This is a genomic window from Pantoea sp. Tr-811, from assembly GCF_011752535.1.
GTDB lineage: Bacteria > Pseudomonadota > Gammaproteobacteria > Pseudomonadales > Pseudomonadaceae > Aquipseudomonas.
Genome location: NZ_VWXJ01000013.1, coordinates 155,568 through 174,590 on the forward strand (window position 1 = coordinate 155,568; position 19,023 = coordinate 174,590).

At 67.5% G+C, this 19,023-nt stretch carries 3 protein-coding genes; 1 reads left to right on the forward strand and 2 read right to left on the reverse strand.

The genetic code is table 11. The annotated features are described in order from the left end of the window. Nucleotides 1–9 precede the first annotated feature (9 nt). Both F3J44_RS19920 and norR read right to left on the reverse strand, forming a co-directional pair. Complete coding sequence (locus F3J44_RS19920; protein WP_167275311.1) at nucleotides 10–15,615, reverse strand: BapA/Bap/LapF family large adhesin; 15,606 nt, start codon at nucleotides 15,613–15,615, stop codon at nucleotides 10–12. Between the two features lie 174 nt (nucleotides 15,616–15,789). Next, nucleotides 15,790–17,343 (reverse strand): nitric oxide reductase transcriptional regulator NorR, encoded by a 1,554-nt coding sequence (norR, locus tag F3J44_RS19925; protein ID WP_167275313.1) that lies wholly within the window; start codon nucleotides 17,341–17,343, stop codon nucleotides 15,790–15,792. A gap of 154 nt (nucleotides 17,344–17,497) precedes the next feature. Here norR and hmpA point away from each other — a divergent pair, with 154 nt between their 5' ends. Next, nucleotides 17,498–18,676 (forward strand): NO-inducible flavohemoprotein, encoded by a 1,179-nt coding sequence (gene hmpA / locus F3J44_RS19930; protein ID WP_167058796.1) that lies wholly within the window; start codon nucleotides 17,498–17,500, stop codon nucleotides 18,674–18,676. Nucleotides 18,677–19,023 lie beyond the last annotated feature (347 nt).

The window sequence follows — 19,023 nt, forward strand, 5'->3', positions numbered from 1 at the left end:
GCAGCGGCCTCAGACGACATGGATTCCGTTCTGTACCCACAAGTGGTGGCTCGGATCCTCCTGGGCCGTGTATTGGTTATAGTCGATTCCGTCGGCAACCTGGTTACCAACCAGTGTCCAGCTATCGGTCATGTGCACCGAATCCTTGTCGTCCCCCTTGATAATCAAGGTGTCGGAGCCGGTTTCGGTAATTTTCACCACGTCGGCCAGGTTGAGGGTCAGGGCCACCGCACTGGTGTCGTTGAGGTCGATGATCTCGATGTTGTGGATACGGTCGGCCAGGTTGGCCAGGTCGATGCTGGCATCGCCGCCGCCCCACAGCAGGGTGTCGGTGCCGGTGCCGCCGTCGACGCTGGCGAAGTTCTGGTCGACCACTTCGAGAATGTCGTTGCCCGCGCCGCCTTCCAGGGTGATGTGGCCGCCCTGGCTGCCGACCAGGTGGTCGTTGCCGTCGGTGCCGGCGATCACCTCGCTGGTTGCCGCAGCGGCGACGCTGGCGACTGCGCTGGTGTCATCGACGCTGTCGGCCACCAGCGCGGAGAAGGTGGTGAGGCCGGCGGCGTTGTCCAGGTTGATGGTCAGGGTGGCGGTGTCGGTGGTGCCGTTGGGGTGGGTCAGCTCGTAGGTGAAGGTGTCGTGCTGGCCGATTACCGCCGAGGTCAGCCCGCTGTTGAGGGTGTAGGTGTAGCTGCCGTCGGCATGCACCAGCAGGGTGCCGTACTGGCCGGCCACGCTGACTCCGTTGTAGCCGGGGATGGTGAAGGTGTTGACGGCGGTCAGCACGCTCAGCACGGTCAATGGCGAACCCAGGATATCGGTGCCGGAAGGGTCGGTAATCAGGTTGCCGCTGGCCACCGTCGCGCTGCTGACCACGTAGTCGGTCAGGTGCGTGGTAGTGGTGTTGAGGCTGGTGGTGATCGAGCTTGCCAGGCCGATGCCGCCGGCGGTCACCACGATGTGGTAGGTGCCCGCACCCTGGCCGGTGAAGGTGTAGCCGGCGCCACCACCGAGCAGGCTGATCAGCGAACTACCTCCCACTGTCTGCACCACCACGTACTGGCCGGTGGTCGTGTTGAGCTTGAGCAACTGGATGGTGGTGCCGTTGAGCAGGCTCAGCAGGTTGGTGGAGTTGACCACCACCTGCAGGTTGGCCGTGGTGTCGGTGGCCACCGTGGTGGTGTAGGTGGCCGAGCGCGAGCCGATCAGCGGCAGGGTCAGCGAGCCGAGCGTGGCGCTGCTGGTGTCGACCCGGTTGGCCAGGGTGATATGGCTGGCGCCCACATCGTTGACCGCATCCACCACCGTGGCCGGGGCGCTGAGGTTGCTGTCGCTCCAGACCTCCGTGGCCTGCGGGCTGTCGATGCGCACGTAGAGGTTGGCCGACGCGGTGAGCCCGTTGGGGTGTACCAGCTGGTAGCTGAACACATCCACCTTGCCGACGCTCGACGGGCTGCCGTTGGGCGTGTAGGTGTAGCTGCCGTCGGCGTGGATCACCAAGGTGCCGTACTGGCCCTGCACGGTGGTGCCGGCGCCGCTGGCTGCGGCCACGTAGCTGCCGTTTTTCAGCACTTGCAGTACGGCGAGGCTGTCTGGGCCCAGGGAGTCGACGGCGCCATTGGTGCCGGGGTCGGTGATGACGTTACCGGAGACGGCGGTGGCGCTGCCGGTGAACTGGGTCAGGCTACTGGCGACGATGTCCAGGGTGGTGGTGACCTGGGTAATCAGGCCGATGCCGCCGCTGGCCACGGTCAGTCGATAGTCGCCTGCTTGCAGCACGCCGATGTCCACCTGCAGCCCCAGCGGCAGCACGATCAGGTCGAGCAGGCCTTGGGTGCTGCCGTTGGCGATGGTCACCCAGGCACCGGTGGCGTCTTTGACCTGCAGCACGAAGGTTGAGTTGTTGAGCAGCGCCAGCACGCTGTTGGTGGTCAGCATCAACACCGGGTCGACCGTGGTGCCGGGGGCGACGGTCCAGGTGTAGGTCTTGCTGAAGCCCGACAGCAGGGTGGTGAAGCTGTCCGTGTAGGTTTGCGTGGCCGTGACCGGCGCCAGCACCACGTTGGCGGTCGCCAGGTTGTTGGTGGCGATCAGCGGCAGGTTGGCGTCGATGTCCGGGGCGGTGACGGTGACGGCGCCGGATACGTTGCTGCGTGGGTCGGTGAGGGTGACCGACAACACCTGGCCGTTGTCCTGGGCAGGGCTCAGGGTAATGCTGAAGGTGCCGTTGGCCTGCACGGTCCCGGTTTGCAGCACGGTACCGCTGGCGCTGCGCACGGTGACCGTGGCGCCGACCTCGCCGGTGCCGGTGAGGGTGGTGCCGGTGGCGTTGATTACCAGGTTGCCGGCGTTGGCCGGTGGGGTCAGGTCCGGAGCGTTGACCGCGGTGGCAGTCGACACGTTACCGGCGGCATCGGTGAGGGTGACGCTCAGCGCCTGGAAGTTGATCTGCGCGGTGCTCAAGCTGACCACGTACAGGCCATTGCTGCCCACCGTGGCTGTGCCGAGCACGGTCCCGGAGCTGTTGCGCACGGTCACCGTGCTGCCAACTTCGCCCGAGCCGCTGACCGAGGTGCCGTTGCTGTTGACGCTGGCCACCGGGGCGGCCGGTGGCGTGGTGTCCGGGGCTGTGATGCCAGTGCTGGCAGAAACGTTACTGGCGGCGTCGGCCTGGCGCACCACCAGTGCCTGGCCATTGGTCTGCGCGGTCAGCAGGGTGACGCTGAAGGTGCCGTTGGCCTGAACCACGGCGGTGCCAAGTGTCGTTCCTCCCTGGTTGGTCACGGTAACGGTGGCGCCCACTTCACCCACGCCAGTGAGCACGGTTCCGGTGCCATTGATCGCCAGGTTGCTTGGTGCCAGCGGGGCCTGGGTATCCGGCGCCGTGTAGCTGGTGACACCGGACACGTTCAGCGCCGCGTCGGCTTGGGTCAGGCTCAGTACCTGGCCATTGAGCTGGGCGCTGGCCAGGTTGACGCTGAATACGCCACCGCCGTTGACCAGGCCTGTGCCCAGCACGTTGCCGCTGGCATCACGCACGGTCACCGTGGCCCCGGCTTCACCGGTGCCTGTGAGTACCAGGCCGTTGGCCGACAGCGCGCTGACCACCGGGTTGGCCGGTGGGGTGATGTCGGCTGCGATCAAGAACACCGGTTGCGACTCACCGCCCAGCAGCGACACGGCGGTAACAGACAAATGCTGCCCGTTGAGCTGGGCACTGCTCAAGGTGATGCTGAAGCCACCGTTGCCAATGTTGGCCGAGCCGCTGCCGATCAAGTTGCCGGCGGCGTCGTACACGCGAATCGACGCACCCGTGGCGGCGGTCCCGGTGAGCGTGAGGCCGTTGGCGGCCAATGTCACGTTCACCGGTGGCTCCGGTGGCGGCACCAGCGGCGTGATGAAGGTCGACACCGCCGAGGTGTTGTTGGCCGCATCGGTTTGGGTGACCGCCAGCGACGCCGCCGAACCTGGGGCCGGTTGCAGGGTGATGGAGAAGTTGCCGCCGCTGTTGACCACGCCGGTGCCGATGACCACGCCGCCGAAGCTGACCGTCACCGTGGCGCCGGCCTCACCGTGCCCGGTGAGGATGTTGTAGGTGTTGTTGATGGCCAGGTTGGTGACTGCGGTCGGTGCCACGGTGTCGAGGGTCTGGTAGGTGGCCGGCAGCGAGGCATTGCCCGCGGCATCGGTGGACACCACGGTCAGCAGCTGGCCGGTGCTTTGCGACGCTGTGAAGGTGATGGTGAACACGCCGCCCGCCGGCACCGTGGTGGTGCCCAGTACGGAGTTGTCCGGAGCGCGAACGGTAATGGTGCTGCCGACTTCGCCCGTGCCAGTGAGCACCAGGCCACCGGTGAGCAGCAGGTTGCCGGGTTGTACGGGTGGGGTCAGGTCCGATGCGGTCAGTTGCAAGGGCACGGACGGGTTGCCAGTGGCATCCTGGGCGATGACGCTCAACACTTGGCCATTGATTTGCGCAGTGGTGAGGTTGATCACGAAGCTGCCGTCGGCGGCAATGGTGCCCTGGCCGATCAGGTTACCCAGGTTGTTCATCACCGTGACGTGCGCGCCGGCCTCGCCGGTACCGCTGACCTGGGTGCCACTGGCGTTGAGCGTGGCGACCACTGTGGCCGGTGGGGTGATGTCCACGGCGGTGATTGTGCTGATGGCCGAAACGTTGTTGCTGGCATCCTGCAGGGTGACCTGCAAGACCTGGCCATTGAGTTGCGCTGCGTTGAGGTTGACCACGAAGGTGCCATTGGCGGCCACCGTCGCAGTGCCGATTTCGACGACGCCGACGTAGACCCGCACCGTGGTGCCAGCCTCGCCGGTACCGCTGAGCTGGTCGCCAGCGGTGTTGAGGTGCAGCCCGGCGGCGGCAGCCGGTGGCGTGAGGTCGGGTGCGTTGATCGTGACCGGATCGCTGATGTTGCCGGGCGGGTCGGCCTGCTGTACGGAAAGCACTTGCTGGTTGATCTGCGCGGGTGTCAGTTCGACACGGAAGGTGCCGTCGGCCAGCACCACGGTGGTACCCACCACCACGCCGGCGGCGTTGGTCACCGTAACGGTGGCGCCAGGCTCGCCCGAACCGCTGACCACGCTGCCGTTGGCGTTGATGACCACGTTGGTGAGCAGGTCTGGCGGGGTGAAGTCCGGTGTCTGCAGGGTGGCCACGGCCGATACGTTACCGGCGCCGTCGGTCTGGGTGAAACTGAGCAGCTCGGCATTGCCCAAGGCCGGGTTGAGGGTGATGGTGAAGTGGCCGCTTGCGTCGACGACCGCTGTGCCGATCGGCTGGCCGAGCGGGTTGTTGACCGTGACCGATGCACCCGCTTCACCGCGGCCGGTGATGGTCACGCCATCACTGGAAATGGCCAGTTCAGTGGGGGCATTCGGTGGCGTGGTATCCGGTGCGGTGATGGCCCCGGCGGCGGACTGGTTGCCGGCGGCATCGGTGAGTATTACCTGCACCTGCTGGCCGTTGGCTTGCGGGGTGAGCAGCACGACCTGGAAGTTGCCGTTGGCCATGACCACGCCCGTGCCCAGCACGGTGCCGTTGAGGGCGATGACCTTGACCAGCGCGCCGGCTTCGCCGGTGCCGTTGAGCAGGCTGCCACCCCCGGCGAAGGCCAGGTTGGCAGGCGCGTCGGGCGCAATTCGGTCGGGAGCGGTGAGGTTGACGCTGTTGGACTCGTTACCGGCGGCGTCGGTTTGCGCAGCGCTCAGCAGTTGCCCGTTGAGCTGCGCAGCACTCAAGTTGACGCTGAAGTTGCCGCTGGCATCGACCACGGCGGTACCGAGCGCCAGCCCGCCAACGCCGGTGATGGTGACCGTGGCGCCAGCTTCGCCGTGGCCGGTCAGCACCAGGCCGTCGTTGGACAGCACCAGGTTGCTCAGCGGCTGCGGCGCGGTGGTATCGGGCGCTTGCAGGGTGGCCGGCAGCGAAACGCTGCCATCGGTGCCCACGGCGTTCACATGCAGCAGTTCGCCGTTGGCCTGGGCGCTGCCGAGGTTGACGGTGAAGGTGCCGTCGTTGGCCACTGCGGCGCTGCCAAGCAGGGCGCCGGTGGGGCCATAGACCTTGATCGTGGCGCCTGGTGTGCCGGTGCCGGTCACAGCCAGGCCATTGGCCGACAACACCAGGTTGCCGGGTACATCCGGGGCGGTGACGCCGGGGGCGACCACGGTCAGGATCGGCGAAACGTTCAGCGCGGCGTCGGCCTGGGTGACGCTGAGGATTTCGCCGGTGCTGGCGGCAGGGCTCAAGGTGACGCTGAAGTGGCCATCGGCGCCGACCAGCGCGGTGCCCAGCACAGTGCCGTCGGGCGCGCGCACGGTGACCGTGGCGCCAGCCTCGCCAGTACCGGCCAGGGTCGCGCCATTGGGCGACACGGCCAGGTTGGCGACCACGGCGGGCGGGGTGGTGTCGGCGGCCAGGTACGGCGTGGCAGCCGACACATTGCCCGCCGCATCGGTGGCGGTCACCTGCAGCGCCTGGCCGTTGGTTTGCGCGCTGTTCAGGGTGAGCTGGAAGGTGCCGTTGCTGGTGGCTACCGCAGTACCCAGCACATTGCCCGCAGCATCGCGCACGGTCACGGTGCTGCCGGCTTCGGCGTTGCCGCTCAGTTGCAGGCCGCCGAGCGACAGGGCCAGGGCGCTCGGCGCCGCTGGCGGGGTGTGGTCGGGGGCAATGACGGTGACGGCGGTGGAGGTGTTGTTGCTGGCGTCGGTCTGGGTCACGCTCAAGTGCTGGGCATTGAGCTGGGCGGTGGTGAGGACGAGGGTGAAGCTGCCATTGGCGGCTACCAGGCCGGTGCCGACGATGGTGCCATCGGCGCCACGCACGGTGACGCTGGCGCCGGCTTCGCCCAGGCCCGTGAGGGTGAGCCCGTTGTTGTTGAGCACCACGTTGGTCAGTGGCGTTGGCGCGGTCAGGTCAGGGGTTGCCAGGCTGATGGCGGGCGACACGTTGCCCGCGGCATCCACCTGGGTGACGCCAATCGCGGCACCGGTGATTTGTGGCGTGTCGAAGGTCACCGTGAAGCGCCCATCTGCACCGACCACGGCGGTTCCCAGCACGGTGCCGGCGGCGTTGCGCACCTGCACGGTGGCACCGGCTTCACCACTGCCGGACAACTGCTTGCCGTCGGCGCTGAGCACCGGGTTGCTGACGGCGAGCGGTGGCGTGCGGTCCGGGGTGGCCAGCAGCGCTGTGCCGGACACGTTGCCGGCGGCGTCGGTCAGGGTCACCTGCAGGGGGCTGCCGGTGGTCTGCGCGGTAGGCAGGGTAATCTGGAACTGCCCACTGAGGTTTACCGTACCGGTGGCCAGTATCACGCCGAGGGCGTCACGTACGGTCACCGTGGCGCCGGCTTCACCCTGGCCGCTGACCACGGTGGCGGCGATGTTCAGGCTCAGCCCGGTGGCGGCGTTTGGCGCCTGTATGTCGGCCGCTTGCAGCGTGGCCGCCAGGGAGACGTTGCCGGCGGCGTCGGCCTGGGTGATGGTGAGGTTCTGGCCGTTGGCCTGCGGTGGCACCAGGGTGACGCTGAACAAGCCGTTGCTGGCGACCGTCGCGGTGCCCAGCAGGGTGCCTTGGGCATCGACCACGCGCACCGTGGCGCCGACCTCGCCGTGGCCGGTGAGGGTCGTGCCGGTGCGCTCAAGGGCCAACTGGTTCGGTGCATCCGGTGCGGTGGTGTCGGCGGCGACGATGATCGCCGGCACCGATGGTTTGCCGCCGACCGCCAGGCGGGCGCTGACTTGCAGGGTTTGTGCGTTGAGCAGGGCACTGGTGAAGAAGATGTGGAACACACCATCGCTGCCGACCGTGCCGCTGCCCACCGTGGTGCCAGCAGAGGTGACCGTGATCAGCGAGCCGGCCGTGCCTTCGCCGGTCAGCACGAAGCCATCGACGCTCAGCGACAGGGCGGTAGGCGTTGCCACTTCGGTGCCATCCGGGCCGTCGACGTTGATCGAGGTTTCATTGCCACCGCCATCGCGGACCACCACCTGCACCGTGTCGCCGGTGACCAGGGGCGGGTTGACCGGTATGACGAAGGTGCCGTCCGGCCCGGCAGTGCCAGTGCCCAGCTCAGTGTTGCCATCGCGTACGATAACCGTGGTGCCGGGCTCGGCAATGCCGCTGATGGTGCCGCCGTCAGGGCTGACCGTAACGTCGGCAGCAGGCAGCGGTGGGGTGGTGTCGGGGGCTGTGACGGTGGACGGTGCGGTCTGGTTGCCGGCTGCGTCGCTGACCACCACGCTGAGGATTTCGCCATTGGTCAGCGGGCTGCCCAACGGTACGCTGAAGCTGCCATCGCCGTTGACCGCCACCGTGACCACGTTGCCATTGGGGTCGGTCACGGTCACCGAGGTGGCGCCTGGCGCACTGCCGATGACGGTGCTGCCGTCAAGGCTGACCGCAAGGCCTATGGGCAGCTCGGGTGGGGTGATGTCCGGTGCGCTGACCGGTGTGTCGGAGGAGGCGTTGCCAGCGGCGTCGATCAAGGTTACCTGGAGGGTCTGGCCGTCCAGTTGCGCCGGCAGCAGCGGCACGCTGAAGCTGCCCCCGGCAGGAATCACCACGCTGCCCAGCAGGTCGCCAGCGGCGTTGCGCACCTCGACCCGAGCACCGACTTCACCGGTACCGTGCACGAGGGTGCCGTCGGCACTCACCTGCAGGCCAAGCGGCAGGGCTGGGGCCGTGGTGTCGGGGGCCGTGAACGAGGCCGACGGCGAGGTGTTGCCAGCACCGTCGATGAGCACCACCGACAGCACCTGGCCGTTGGTTTGTGCCGGGCTGAGGGTGACGCTGAAGTTGCCATCGGCATCGACTACGCCGTTGCCGAGCAGTTGCCCGGCGCTGTTGCGCACTTGCACGGCGGTGCCGATTTCACCCACACCGTTGAGCAAGGTGCCGCCATTGGCCAGCCCAAGAATCAGCGCCGGGCTTGGCGCTTCCATGTCACTGGCGATCACGGTGCCCGCGCCGGAGGTATTGCCGCCGCCATCGGTCAGGGTAACCGACAGGGTTTGGCCATTGAGCTGGGCGGGGATGAGGGACACGCTGAAACTGCCATCGGCCTGAACCACGGCAGTGCCCAGGACCACGCCGGCAACGCCGGTCACCTGCACCCGTGTGCCGGGCTCGCCGCTGCCGGTGACCACGGCGCCGTCAGCCGACAGCAGCAGGCCGGTGGGCGCATTCGGTGCCTGGGTATCTGGCGCCGGCAGGGAGGTGGCGCCAGACACGTTGCCTGCAGCGTCAGTCTGGGTGACGCTCAGGACCTGGCCGTTGGTTTGTGGTGGAACCAGGGTAACGGTGAAGGTGCCATTGACGGCCACCAGCGCGCTGCCCAGAACGCTGCCGTCCGGCCCGCGCACGGTGACTGTGGCGCCCACTTCGCCGGTGCCGGTAACGGTTGCCCCCAGGCCGTCGATGGACGGGCTGACCACCGCTTGTGGCGGGGTATGGTCCGGTGCGGTGAAGGCCACGGGGCCGGCGCTGTTGCCCAGGCTGTCGGTGGCTTCCACGGTCAGGCTTTCACCGTTGCGCTGGGCGGCAATCAGGGTGACGTCGAAGTGCCCGTCGGCGCCGACCACGCTCACGCCCAGCACACTGCCATTGGCCGCGCGTACGGTGACCGTCGAGCCAACCTGGCCCAGGCCTGTGAGGTGCAGGCCGGTGATGTCGACGCTCAGGGCCGAAGGTTGCAGCGGGCCATCGGTGTCCGGGGCGGTGATGTTGGCGGTGGAGCTGTTGCCGGCGGCGTCGCGCAGCACCACGTCCAGTTCCTGGCCGTCGGTTTGCGCGGGCACCAGGGTGACGCTGAATTGGCCATTGGCGCCCACCACGGCGCTGCCCAGCAGGGTGCCCTGGGCATTGCTGACTTGCACGGTGGCACCGGGTTCGCCGCGGCCGGTGAGCAGGGTGCCGTCAGCGCTTACCAGCAGGTCGCTGGCCTCGTTCGGCGGGGTGATGTCCGGGGCGCTGATCTGGGTTGGCAACGAGCTGTTGCCATCGGCGTCGATGGCCACCACATCGAGCAGCTCGCCATTGGCCTGGGCCGGGGTGAGGCTGACGGTGAAGGTGCCGCCGTTGCCAACCTGCACGCTGCCGATCACGTTGCCGTTGGCATCACGCACCTCGACCAGGCTGCCAACCGGCGCGCTGCCGGTAATGGACGTGCCATCGGCGGCAACCACCAGGCCACTGGGGCTGTCCGGCAATTCGATGGCCGGTACGATGACCACCAGGCCGAGCGACGGGTTGCCTGCCGCGTCGGTCTGCACCAATACCAGGGCTTCGCCTGCCGTGACCGGGTTGCCGAGGCCGACCAGGAACGTACCATTGGCCGCGACCACACCGCTGCCAAGCAGATTGCCATTGATATCGCGGATTTCCACGGTCGCGCCGGGTTCGCCGCGGCCAGACACCGTGAGGCTGCCGTCACCGACCACCACATCGCTGATGATCGCCGGCGGGGTGATATCCGGTGCGGTATAGCTCAGCGGGGCAGAGGTGTTGCCTGCCGCGTCGGTGGCGGTGATGGACAACTGCTCGCCATTGGCCTGGGCCGGGTCGAGGGTCAGGCTGAAGCTGCCGTCCTGGCTGACGATGCCGGTGCCGATCAGGTTGCCATTGGCATCACGCACGTCCACCCGTGCGCCCGGTTCGGCGCTGCCGGCCAGGGTCACGCCATCGGTGAGGGTGAGCCCTGTGGGTTCTGCTGGGGCCTGCAGGTCTGGCGAGGTCAGCGGGCTGGGCGTCGAAACGTTGCCCGCGGCGTCGGTAAGGGTCACTTGCAAGGACGAACCATCGGTCACCGCTGCCGTGAGTTGCAAGGTGAACGCGCCGTCAGGCTGTACGGTGCCCGTGCCGATCACCTGGCCCTGGTCATTCAGCACATTGACGGTGGCCCCGACCTCGCCACGGCCTGATACGGTGCGCCCATCGCTGCTGATGACCAGGTCGGTGGCCGGTTGCGGCGGCGTGGTATCGCCGCCGCCATCCACATCCGGTGCGGTGACATTGCCTGCCGTGGAGGTATTACCTGCCGCGTCGGTGGCCGTTACCTGCAGTTGCTCACCATCGACCTGGGCGGGCGACAGGCTGACACTGAAGAGGCCGGTACTGCCGGCCACGGCGGTGCCGAGCACGGTGGTGCCGTCGGCGGCCAGGACGCGCACGGTGCTGCCAGGTTCCGCGCGACCGGTGACCATGCTGCCATCGGCGCTGACGGCCAGGTCAGCGGGGGCGGCCGGGGCGGTAATGTCTGGTGCGGTGATCTGTGTGGGCAGGGACGTAGCGCCAGCGGTATCGACGGCCGTAACGTCCAGCAGCTCGCCATTGGCCTGGGCCGGGTTGAGCGGCACAGTGAAGGTGCCTTCGGCGCCAACCACCACGCTGCCCACCAGGGTGCCATTGGCATCATGCACGTCTACACGGGTGCCGGCCGGGGCCGTGCCGCTGAGGCTGCTGCCGTCGGCGGCGACGCTGAGGTCGCTGGGGCTGTCAGGCACCTGGGTCAGCGGCACGTCGTACTGCAGCGTGGGGGAAGCATTGCCGGCGGCATCGGTTTGCACCAGGCTCAGGCGCTCGCCAGGCTGGGCGGCGGGTTCGAGGTCGATCAGGAAACTGCCGTTGGCGGCGACAGTGCCGGTACCCAGCAGGTTGCCATTAACGTCGCGGACCTCGACGGTGGCGCCGGCTTCACCGTGCCCGCTCAGGGCCAGGCCACCATTGCCGACCACGATATTGCTGACTTCGGCCGGTGGGGTGATGTCGGGGGCCGTGAATTCCAGCGGCGCGGAGGTGTTGCCGGCGCCATCGGTCAGGCTTACCTCAAGGGTTTCGCCGTTGGCCTGCGCCGGGGAAAGGGTGACGGTGAATTGGCCATCGGCGCCGACCGTACCGCTGCCGATCAGGTTGCCATTGGCATCGCGCACCTGCACGGTGGCATTGGGTTCACCCTGGCCGGTGAGTGTCACGCCGTCGGCAAGCGCCAGGTCAGTAGGCTGTGCCGGTGGTTGCAGGTCGGGCGAGGTCACCGAGCCTGGGGGCGATACATTGCCGGCCGCATCGGTGAGGGTGACCTGCAGGGTGCTGCCGTCGTTGACCGGCGGGTTGAGGCTGATCTGGAAGTTGCCATCGCCGCCGACCGTACCGCTGGCGATCAGGTTGCCCTGGGCATCGCGCACTTGCACGGTCGCGCCGACTTCGCCATGGCCACTGAGCTGCTGGCCGGCGAGGCCGATCACCAGGGCCGTGGGCGCATCGGGTGGCGTGGTATCGCCGCCGTCGATGTCGGGGGCGGTGACGTTGCTGGCAGTGGAGGTATTGCCGGCGGCGTCGGTAGCGGTGACTTGCAGCTGTTCACCATCGACCAGCGCTGGCGTGAGGGTGATGGAGAAGACGCCCGTTGCGCCGACCACTGCCGTGCCGAGCACGGTGGTGCCATCGGCCGCCAGCACCCGCACGGTGCTGCCAATTTCGGCACGGCCGGTAACGGTGCTGCCATCGGCGCTCACGGCCAGGTCGGCTGGTGCGTTTGGCGCGGTGATGTCCGGGGCGCTGACCTGCGTGGGCAGCGACGAGGTGCCGTCGGTATCGACGGCGGTGACGTTCAGCAGTTGGCCGTTGGCCTGCGCTGGGGAGAGGGCGACGGTGAAGGTGCCGTCGGCACCGACCTGCACATTGCCCAGCAGGGTCCCATCGGCGCCGCGCACGTCCACGCGGGTACCGGCAGGCGCGCTACCGCTGATGCTGCTGCCATCGGCCGCGATGACCAGGTCGGTCGGGCTGGTGGGTACGCTGGTGGCGGGGACTTCGTAGTCGACGGCAGTGGAAACGTTGCCGGCCGCATCGGTCTGCACCACGCTCAGTTGTTCACCCGGTGTTACGGCGGGGTCGAGATCGATGATGAAAGTGCCATTGGCGCTGACCAGGCCTTGGCCCAGCAGGTTGCCATCGGCGTCACGCACCTCGACGGTCGCGCCAGCTTCACCGGTGCCTGCCAGTTGCAGTCCGCCTGGGCCCACGGCGAGGCCGCTGACCGGGCTGGGTGGCGTGATGTCCGGGGCGTCGAATTCCAGGGGCGCAGACGCATTGCCAGCGGCATCGAGCAGGCGCACTTCAAGCGCTTCGCCATTGGCCTGGGCCGGGGAGAGGGTGATGCTGAAATTGCCATCGGCACCGACCGTACCGCTGCCGACGAGGTTGCCACCGGCATCTCGCACTTGCACGATGCTGTTGGGTTCACCCTTGCCACTGAAGGTCACGCCATCGACCAGGGCCAGGTCGGTGGGTTGTGCCGGTGGTTGCAGGTCGGGCGAGGTCACCGAGCCTGGGGGCGATACATTGCCGGCCGCATCGGTGAGGGTGACCTGCAGGGTGCTGCCGTCGTTGACCGGCGGGTTGAGGCTGATCTGGAAGTTGCCATCGCCGCCGACCGTACCGCTGGCGATCAGGTTGCCCTGGGCATCGCGCACTTGCACGGTCGCGCCGACTTCGCCATGGCCACTGAGCTGCTGGCCGGCGAGGCCGATCACCAGGGCCGTGGGCGCATCGGGTGGCGTGGTATCGCCGCCGTCGATGTCGGGGGCGGTGACGTTGCTGGCAGTGGAGGTATTGCCGGCGGCGTCGGTAGCGGTGACTTGCAGCTGTTCACCATCGACCAGCGCTGGCGTGAGGGTGATGGAGAAGACGCCCGTTGCGCCGACCACTGCCGTGCCGAGCACGGTGGTGCCATCGGCCGCCAGCACCCGCACGGTGCTGCCAATTTCGGCACGGCCGGTAACGGTGCTGCCATCGGCGCTCACGGCCAGGTCGGCTGGTGCGTTTGGCGCGGTGATGTCCGGGGCGCTGACCTGCGTGGGCAGCGACGAGGTGCCGTCGGTATCGACGGCGGTGACGTTCAGCAGTTGGCCGTTGGCCTGCGCTGGGGAGAGGGCGACGGTGAAGGTGCCGTCGGCACCGACCTGCACATTGCCCAGCAGGGTCCCATCGGCGCCGCGCACGTCCACGCGGGTACCGGCAGGCGCGCTACCGCTGATGCTGCTGCCATCGGCCGCGATGACCAGGTCGGTCGGGCTGGTGGGTACGCTGGTGGCGGGGACTTCGTAGTCGACGGCAGTGGAAACGTTGCCGGCCGCATCGGTCTGCACCACGCTCAGTTGTTCACCCGGTGTTACGGCGGGGTCGAGATCGATGATGAAAGTGCCATTGGCGCTGACCAGGCCTTGGCCCAGCAGGTTGCCATCGGCGTCACGCACCTCGACGGTCGCGCCAGCTTCACCGGTGCCTGCCAGTTGCAGGCCGCCTGGGCCCACGGCGAGGCCGCTGACCGGGTTGGGTGGCGTGATGTCCGGGGCGTCGAATTCCAGGGGCGCAGACGCATTGCCAGCGGCATCGAGCAGGCGCACTTCAAGCGCTTCGCCATTGGCCTGGGCCGGGGAGAGGGTAATGCTGAAATTGCCATCGGCACCGACCGTACCGCTGCCGATGAGGTTGCCACCGGCATCTCGCACTTGCACGATGCTGTTGGGTTCCCCCTTGCCACTGAAGGTCACGCCATCGACCAGGGCCAGGTCGGTGGGTTGTGCCGGTGGTTGCAGGTCGGGCGAGGTCACCGAGCCTGGGGGCGATACATTGCCGGCCGCATCGGTGAGGGTGACTTGAAGGGTGCTGCCATCGTTCACCGCCGGGGAGAGGGTGACCTGGAAGGTGCCGTCGGCACCGACTGCGCCGGTGGCGATCAGGTTGCCCTGGGCATCGCGCACCTGCACGCTGGTGCCGGCCTCACCGCGGCCACTGAGTTGCTGGCCGGCGAGGGCGATCACCAGGTTGGTCGGGGCATCCGGTGGTGTGGTGTCGGGTGGGGTGCCATCGTCCGGTGCGGTGATCGCGGTGCTGCCCGAGGTGTTTCCGGCCGCATCGGTGGCGGTCACGGCCAAGGCTTGGCCATCGGTCTGCGGCGGTTGCAGGGTGACGCTGAACTGGCCGTCCGCACCGGCCACGGCGCTGCCGAGCAGGGTGCCATCGGCGCCGCGTACCTGCACGGTTGCGCCTGGTTCGGCGCTACCGGTGAGGGTCGTACCTTGCCCATTGATCGCCAACTGAGCCGGGGCGCCAGGTGCGGTGATGTCGGGTGCGGTGACAGGGCTGGTTGGCGAGGTGTTGCCGGCGGTGTCGGTCAGGGTGACGCTGAGGCTTTCGCCGTTGGCCTGCGGGCTGCTCAGGGGAACGCTGAAAGTGCCGTCGGCGCCGACGGTAGTTGTGCCGATGACGTTGCCTGCCCCATCGCGTACCGTTACGGTCGAGCCGGCTTCACCGCGACCGCTCACGGAGGTCCCTTGAGCATTGACGGCCACGTCGGTCGGAGCGGCCGGGGGAGTGGTGTCTGGCGCAGTAACGGTGCCGGGTTGCGAAGTATTGCCGGCGCCATCGGTCAGGGTTACACCGAGGTTTTCGCCATTGGCCTGCGGGCTGGTGAGGCTGACGTTGAAGGTGCCGTCACTGCCCACGGTGCCGGTGCCGATCAGGTTGCCGGCAGGGCCGAACACGTTGACCGTGGCACCCGCTTCGCCGCGGCCAGTCAGGCGCAGGCCGTCTGGCGATACCAGCAGGTCGATGGGGGACTCGGGTGGTGTAGTGTCACTGCTGCCGCCGCCACCACCACCGCCGCCACCGTGGCTCGCCGCAGCGGCGGCACCGCCGACACCGAGCAGGGACAGCCCGGCGATGGCGAAGGTCGAAGTGGAGGCACCGGCAACGCCGACGCCGGCGACCAGTTCGTCCAGGGAGTTCACTTCCTCGAAGGTGAAGCCGGTGAAGGCTGCCGAATCGTAGCCAGCGTGCCACAACGTGCCGTCTTCTCCGACGAAGACCATGTCGCTGCCGACGCCGGCCTGGTCTACCGCGAAGAAGTTGCCAACGGTGACCTTTTCACCGGTTTTGAGCGTGACGATCAAGTCTTGGCCGCGCCGGGTGACGGTGGCCACCTGGTCGGGAGCAATGGGCATCTGCACGACGCCTGGGCTGTTGAGGGTGATATTGCCCCAAGCGTTCTGGGTGGCGACGGCCGATTCTTTATCGGCAACTACGATATTTTCCATGGGTGCTCCCTGCTGGTATTTCGGTTTGCAGGACCGAATTAGGCGATCCTGATTCTGCGCACGCGCGCAGTTGGCCTTGCCGTGGCCCAATTACCGGTGATTACCGAGATATAGCAGCCCAGCGGGAAGCAACCAGATGGCTTTGTGGGTTAATCCTTTTGGTAGAGTAGCGGTTCAGCGCAGGCCCAAACGGCGCGCCAAGCGGCTGAGATTGGCGCGATCCAGGCCCAGTTCGCGGGCTGCAGCGGCCCAGTTTTCCTGGTGACGTTTCAGGCAATCGTCGACCACTCGTCGCTGGTAGGCGTCGACAGCTTCACGCAGGCCGCCGGCAGGCAAGGGCGGCAAAGCCGGGGCTGGATCGGTGGCGGGTGCAGCGGGGCCTGCTGAGGCCGGGCGCAGGTCCAGGTCGGTGGCGCTGAGGGTAAGGATGCGCGGACGCTCAGGGTGCTGGCCCAATGCTTTGAGGGCCGAGCGGCCGATCAGGTGTTCCAGTTCGCGCACGTTGCCTGGCCAGTCGTAGGCCAGCAGTGCGGCCTGGGCTTCAGGGCTCAGGCGCAGGCTGTTCAGGCCCAGGCGCGATCGGTTCTGTTCGAGGAAGTAGCCTGCCAATAGCAGCACGTCACGCCCACGTTCGCGCAAGGGCGGCACGTGCAACGGGTACACGCTGAGGCGGTGGTAGAAGTCGGCGCGGTAGTTGCCGTTGCGCACCTCGGCGGCCAGGTCGCGGTTGGTGGCGGCGATCAGGCGCACGTCCACGCGGTGCTCGCGGTCCGAGCCCAGGCGCTGCAGTTGGCCGCTCTGCAACACCCGCAGCAGCTTGGCCTGCACGCTCAGCGGCAGCTCGCCGACTTCATCGAGGAACAGCGTGCCACCGTTGGCCAGTTCGAACTTGCCCCGGCGTTCGCCGTGGGCGCCGGTGAAGGCGCCGCGCACGTGGCCGAACAGCTCGCTTTCCACCAGGGTGTCGGGCAGGGCGGCGCAGTTCAGGCTCACCAGCGGCTTGTCGGCGCGGTGGCTGGCCTGGTGCAGGGCCATGGCCACCAGTTCCTTGCCTACCCCGGTTTCGCCGGTAATCAGCACGGTCAGGTCGCTGCCGCCGACCAGCCGCACTTCCTCCAGCAGGTGCTTGTGCGCCGGGCTCTGGCCGATCAGTTCCTTGTCCTGGCCGCTGGCCTGGCGGTACACCTCGGCGCGCTGGTGCTCGTCCTCGGCGCGCAGGGCCAGGTGTTCGATGCGCTCGGCCACGGTAACGGTGGCGGCGGCCAGGCTGGCGAAGGCCTGCAGGGCGTCGAGCTCCAGGCTTTGGAATTGCCCAGGGGTAAGGGCGTCGAGGGTCACCAGGCCCCAGGGGCGCTCATCGACCATCAGCGGGCAGCCCATGCAATCGTGCACTTCAAGGTTGGCGCCGGGGGCGTTGACCAGGCCGTCGTAGGGGTCCGGCAACTCGGAATCGCTGGCGAAACGAGTGGGTTCCGGGCGGCTGAGCAGGGCCTGGAAGCGTGGGTGCTCGCTCACCTTGAAGCGCCGGCCCAGGGTATCGGCCGACAGCCCGTCGACCGCCAGCGGCACCAGCCATTCGCCGTCCAGGCGCAGCAGCGCGGCGGCGTCGCACGGCAACAGCCCACGCATAGCTTGCAGCAGGCGGCGGTAGCGCTCCTGGTCGGGCAGGTCGCGGGACAGGTCGCTGACCAGGGGGAGGAGGGCGGTGAGCAGCGGTTTTGCGGTCATAAGGACTCCTATTGGTCTTAATGACTATACGCCGGGGTGGGTCTTTTTGACATGAATCGCGGCAAGGCCCTGATTTCACTGGTTATTAAAGTTGGCACGATTGCTGAAATATCTACGGCAACCATGTGAAGCCTCAGGCTCAGGAGTCGTTGCAATGCTCAATGCCGAACAACGTGCAATCATCAAGGCCACCGTCCCACTGCTGGAAACCGGCGGCGAAGCCCTGACCACCCACTTCTACAAGATGATGCTCAGCGAGTACCCCGAGGTACGCCCGCTGTTTAACCAGGCCCACCAGGCCAGCGGCGACCAGCCGCGAGCCCTGGCCAACGGGGTGCTGATGTACGCCCGCCATATCGACCAACTGGAGCAGTTGGGCGGGCTGGTGGGGCAGATCATCAACAAGCATGTGGCCTTGCAGATTCTGCCCGAGCACTACCCGATCGTCGGCAGCTGCCTGCTGCGGGCCATCGAGGAAGTGTTGGGCACGGACATCGCCACCCCTGAAGTCATCGCAGCCTGGGCGGCGGCCTATGGCCAGCTGGCCGACATTCTGATTGGCGCCGAGGAAAGCCTGTACCAGCAGAAGGAAGCCGCCACCGGAGGCTGGCGCGGCACCCGCGAGTTCCGCCTGGTGCGCCGCGAGCAGGAAAGTGGCGAGATCGTTTCGTTCTACCTGGCCCCGGTCGATGGGCAGCCAGTGCTCAAGGCCGAACCCGGGCAGTACATCGGCCTGCAGCTGTTCATCGACGGTGCCGAGCACCGTCGCAACTATTCGCTGTCGGCACTGTGCGACGGCGTGCAGTACCGCATCAGTGTCAAGCGTGAGGTGGGCGGCAAGGTGTCGGGCTACCTGCACGATGCGCTGATGGTGGGCGATACCGTGCAGCTGTTCCCGCCGGCGGGTGATTTCACCTTGGCCGCCAGTGACAAGCCATTGGTGCTGATCAGCGGGGGCGTGGGCATTACCCCGACCCTGGCGATGCTGGAAGCGGCGCTGCAGGGCGAGCGGCCGGTGCATTTCATTCATTGCGCGCGCAACGGCGCGGTGCATGCGTTCCGCGACTGGGTTGATGGCCTGGCCGCGCGGTACCCGCAGCTCAAGCGCTTTTATTGCTATGCCGAAGGGCAGGGCGCGCAGGGAGATGCCGCTGTGGGCCTGCTGAGCCAGGACTTGCTCGCAGAGTGGCTGCCGCAGGCGCGGGATGTGGATGCCTACTTCCTTGGGCCCAAGGGGTTCATGGCGGCGGTCAAGCGCCAGCTCAAAGCGCTGGGGGTGCCGGAGCAGCAGAGCCGGTACGAGTTCTTCGGGCCGGCGGCGGCCTTGGAGTGATGGGTTTATCGTGAGAACGCTTCGCGAGCTTTGCTCGCTCCTACGGGGGGGAGGAGCACACACCCCTGGTAGGAGCGAGCGCAGCTCGCGATAGGGCCCTCAAGGGGGGGCTACCACTTCCTGCCTATATATAAGGAAAGATGAAAGGCGCCTGGCGACCTTTCACCTTTAATCCTCCTTTAATCACTGTATCCTTCACTCCCGGGTGTCGAGGGGCCTGGCCCTGCGCGGCATCCGGGCAGCCGTTTTTTCACCGGCCGGTGTTGAACCGATCCCGGCAATGCCTGTCTCAGCTTCTCCGGATAGCCCTGCGCAGTGCTGTCTCGCCGCTTCCCCGACACGCTAAT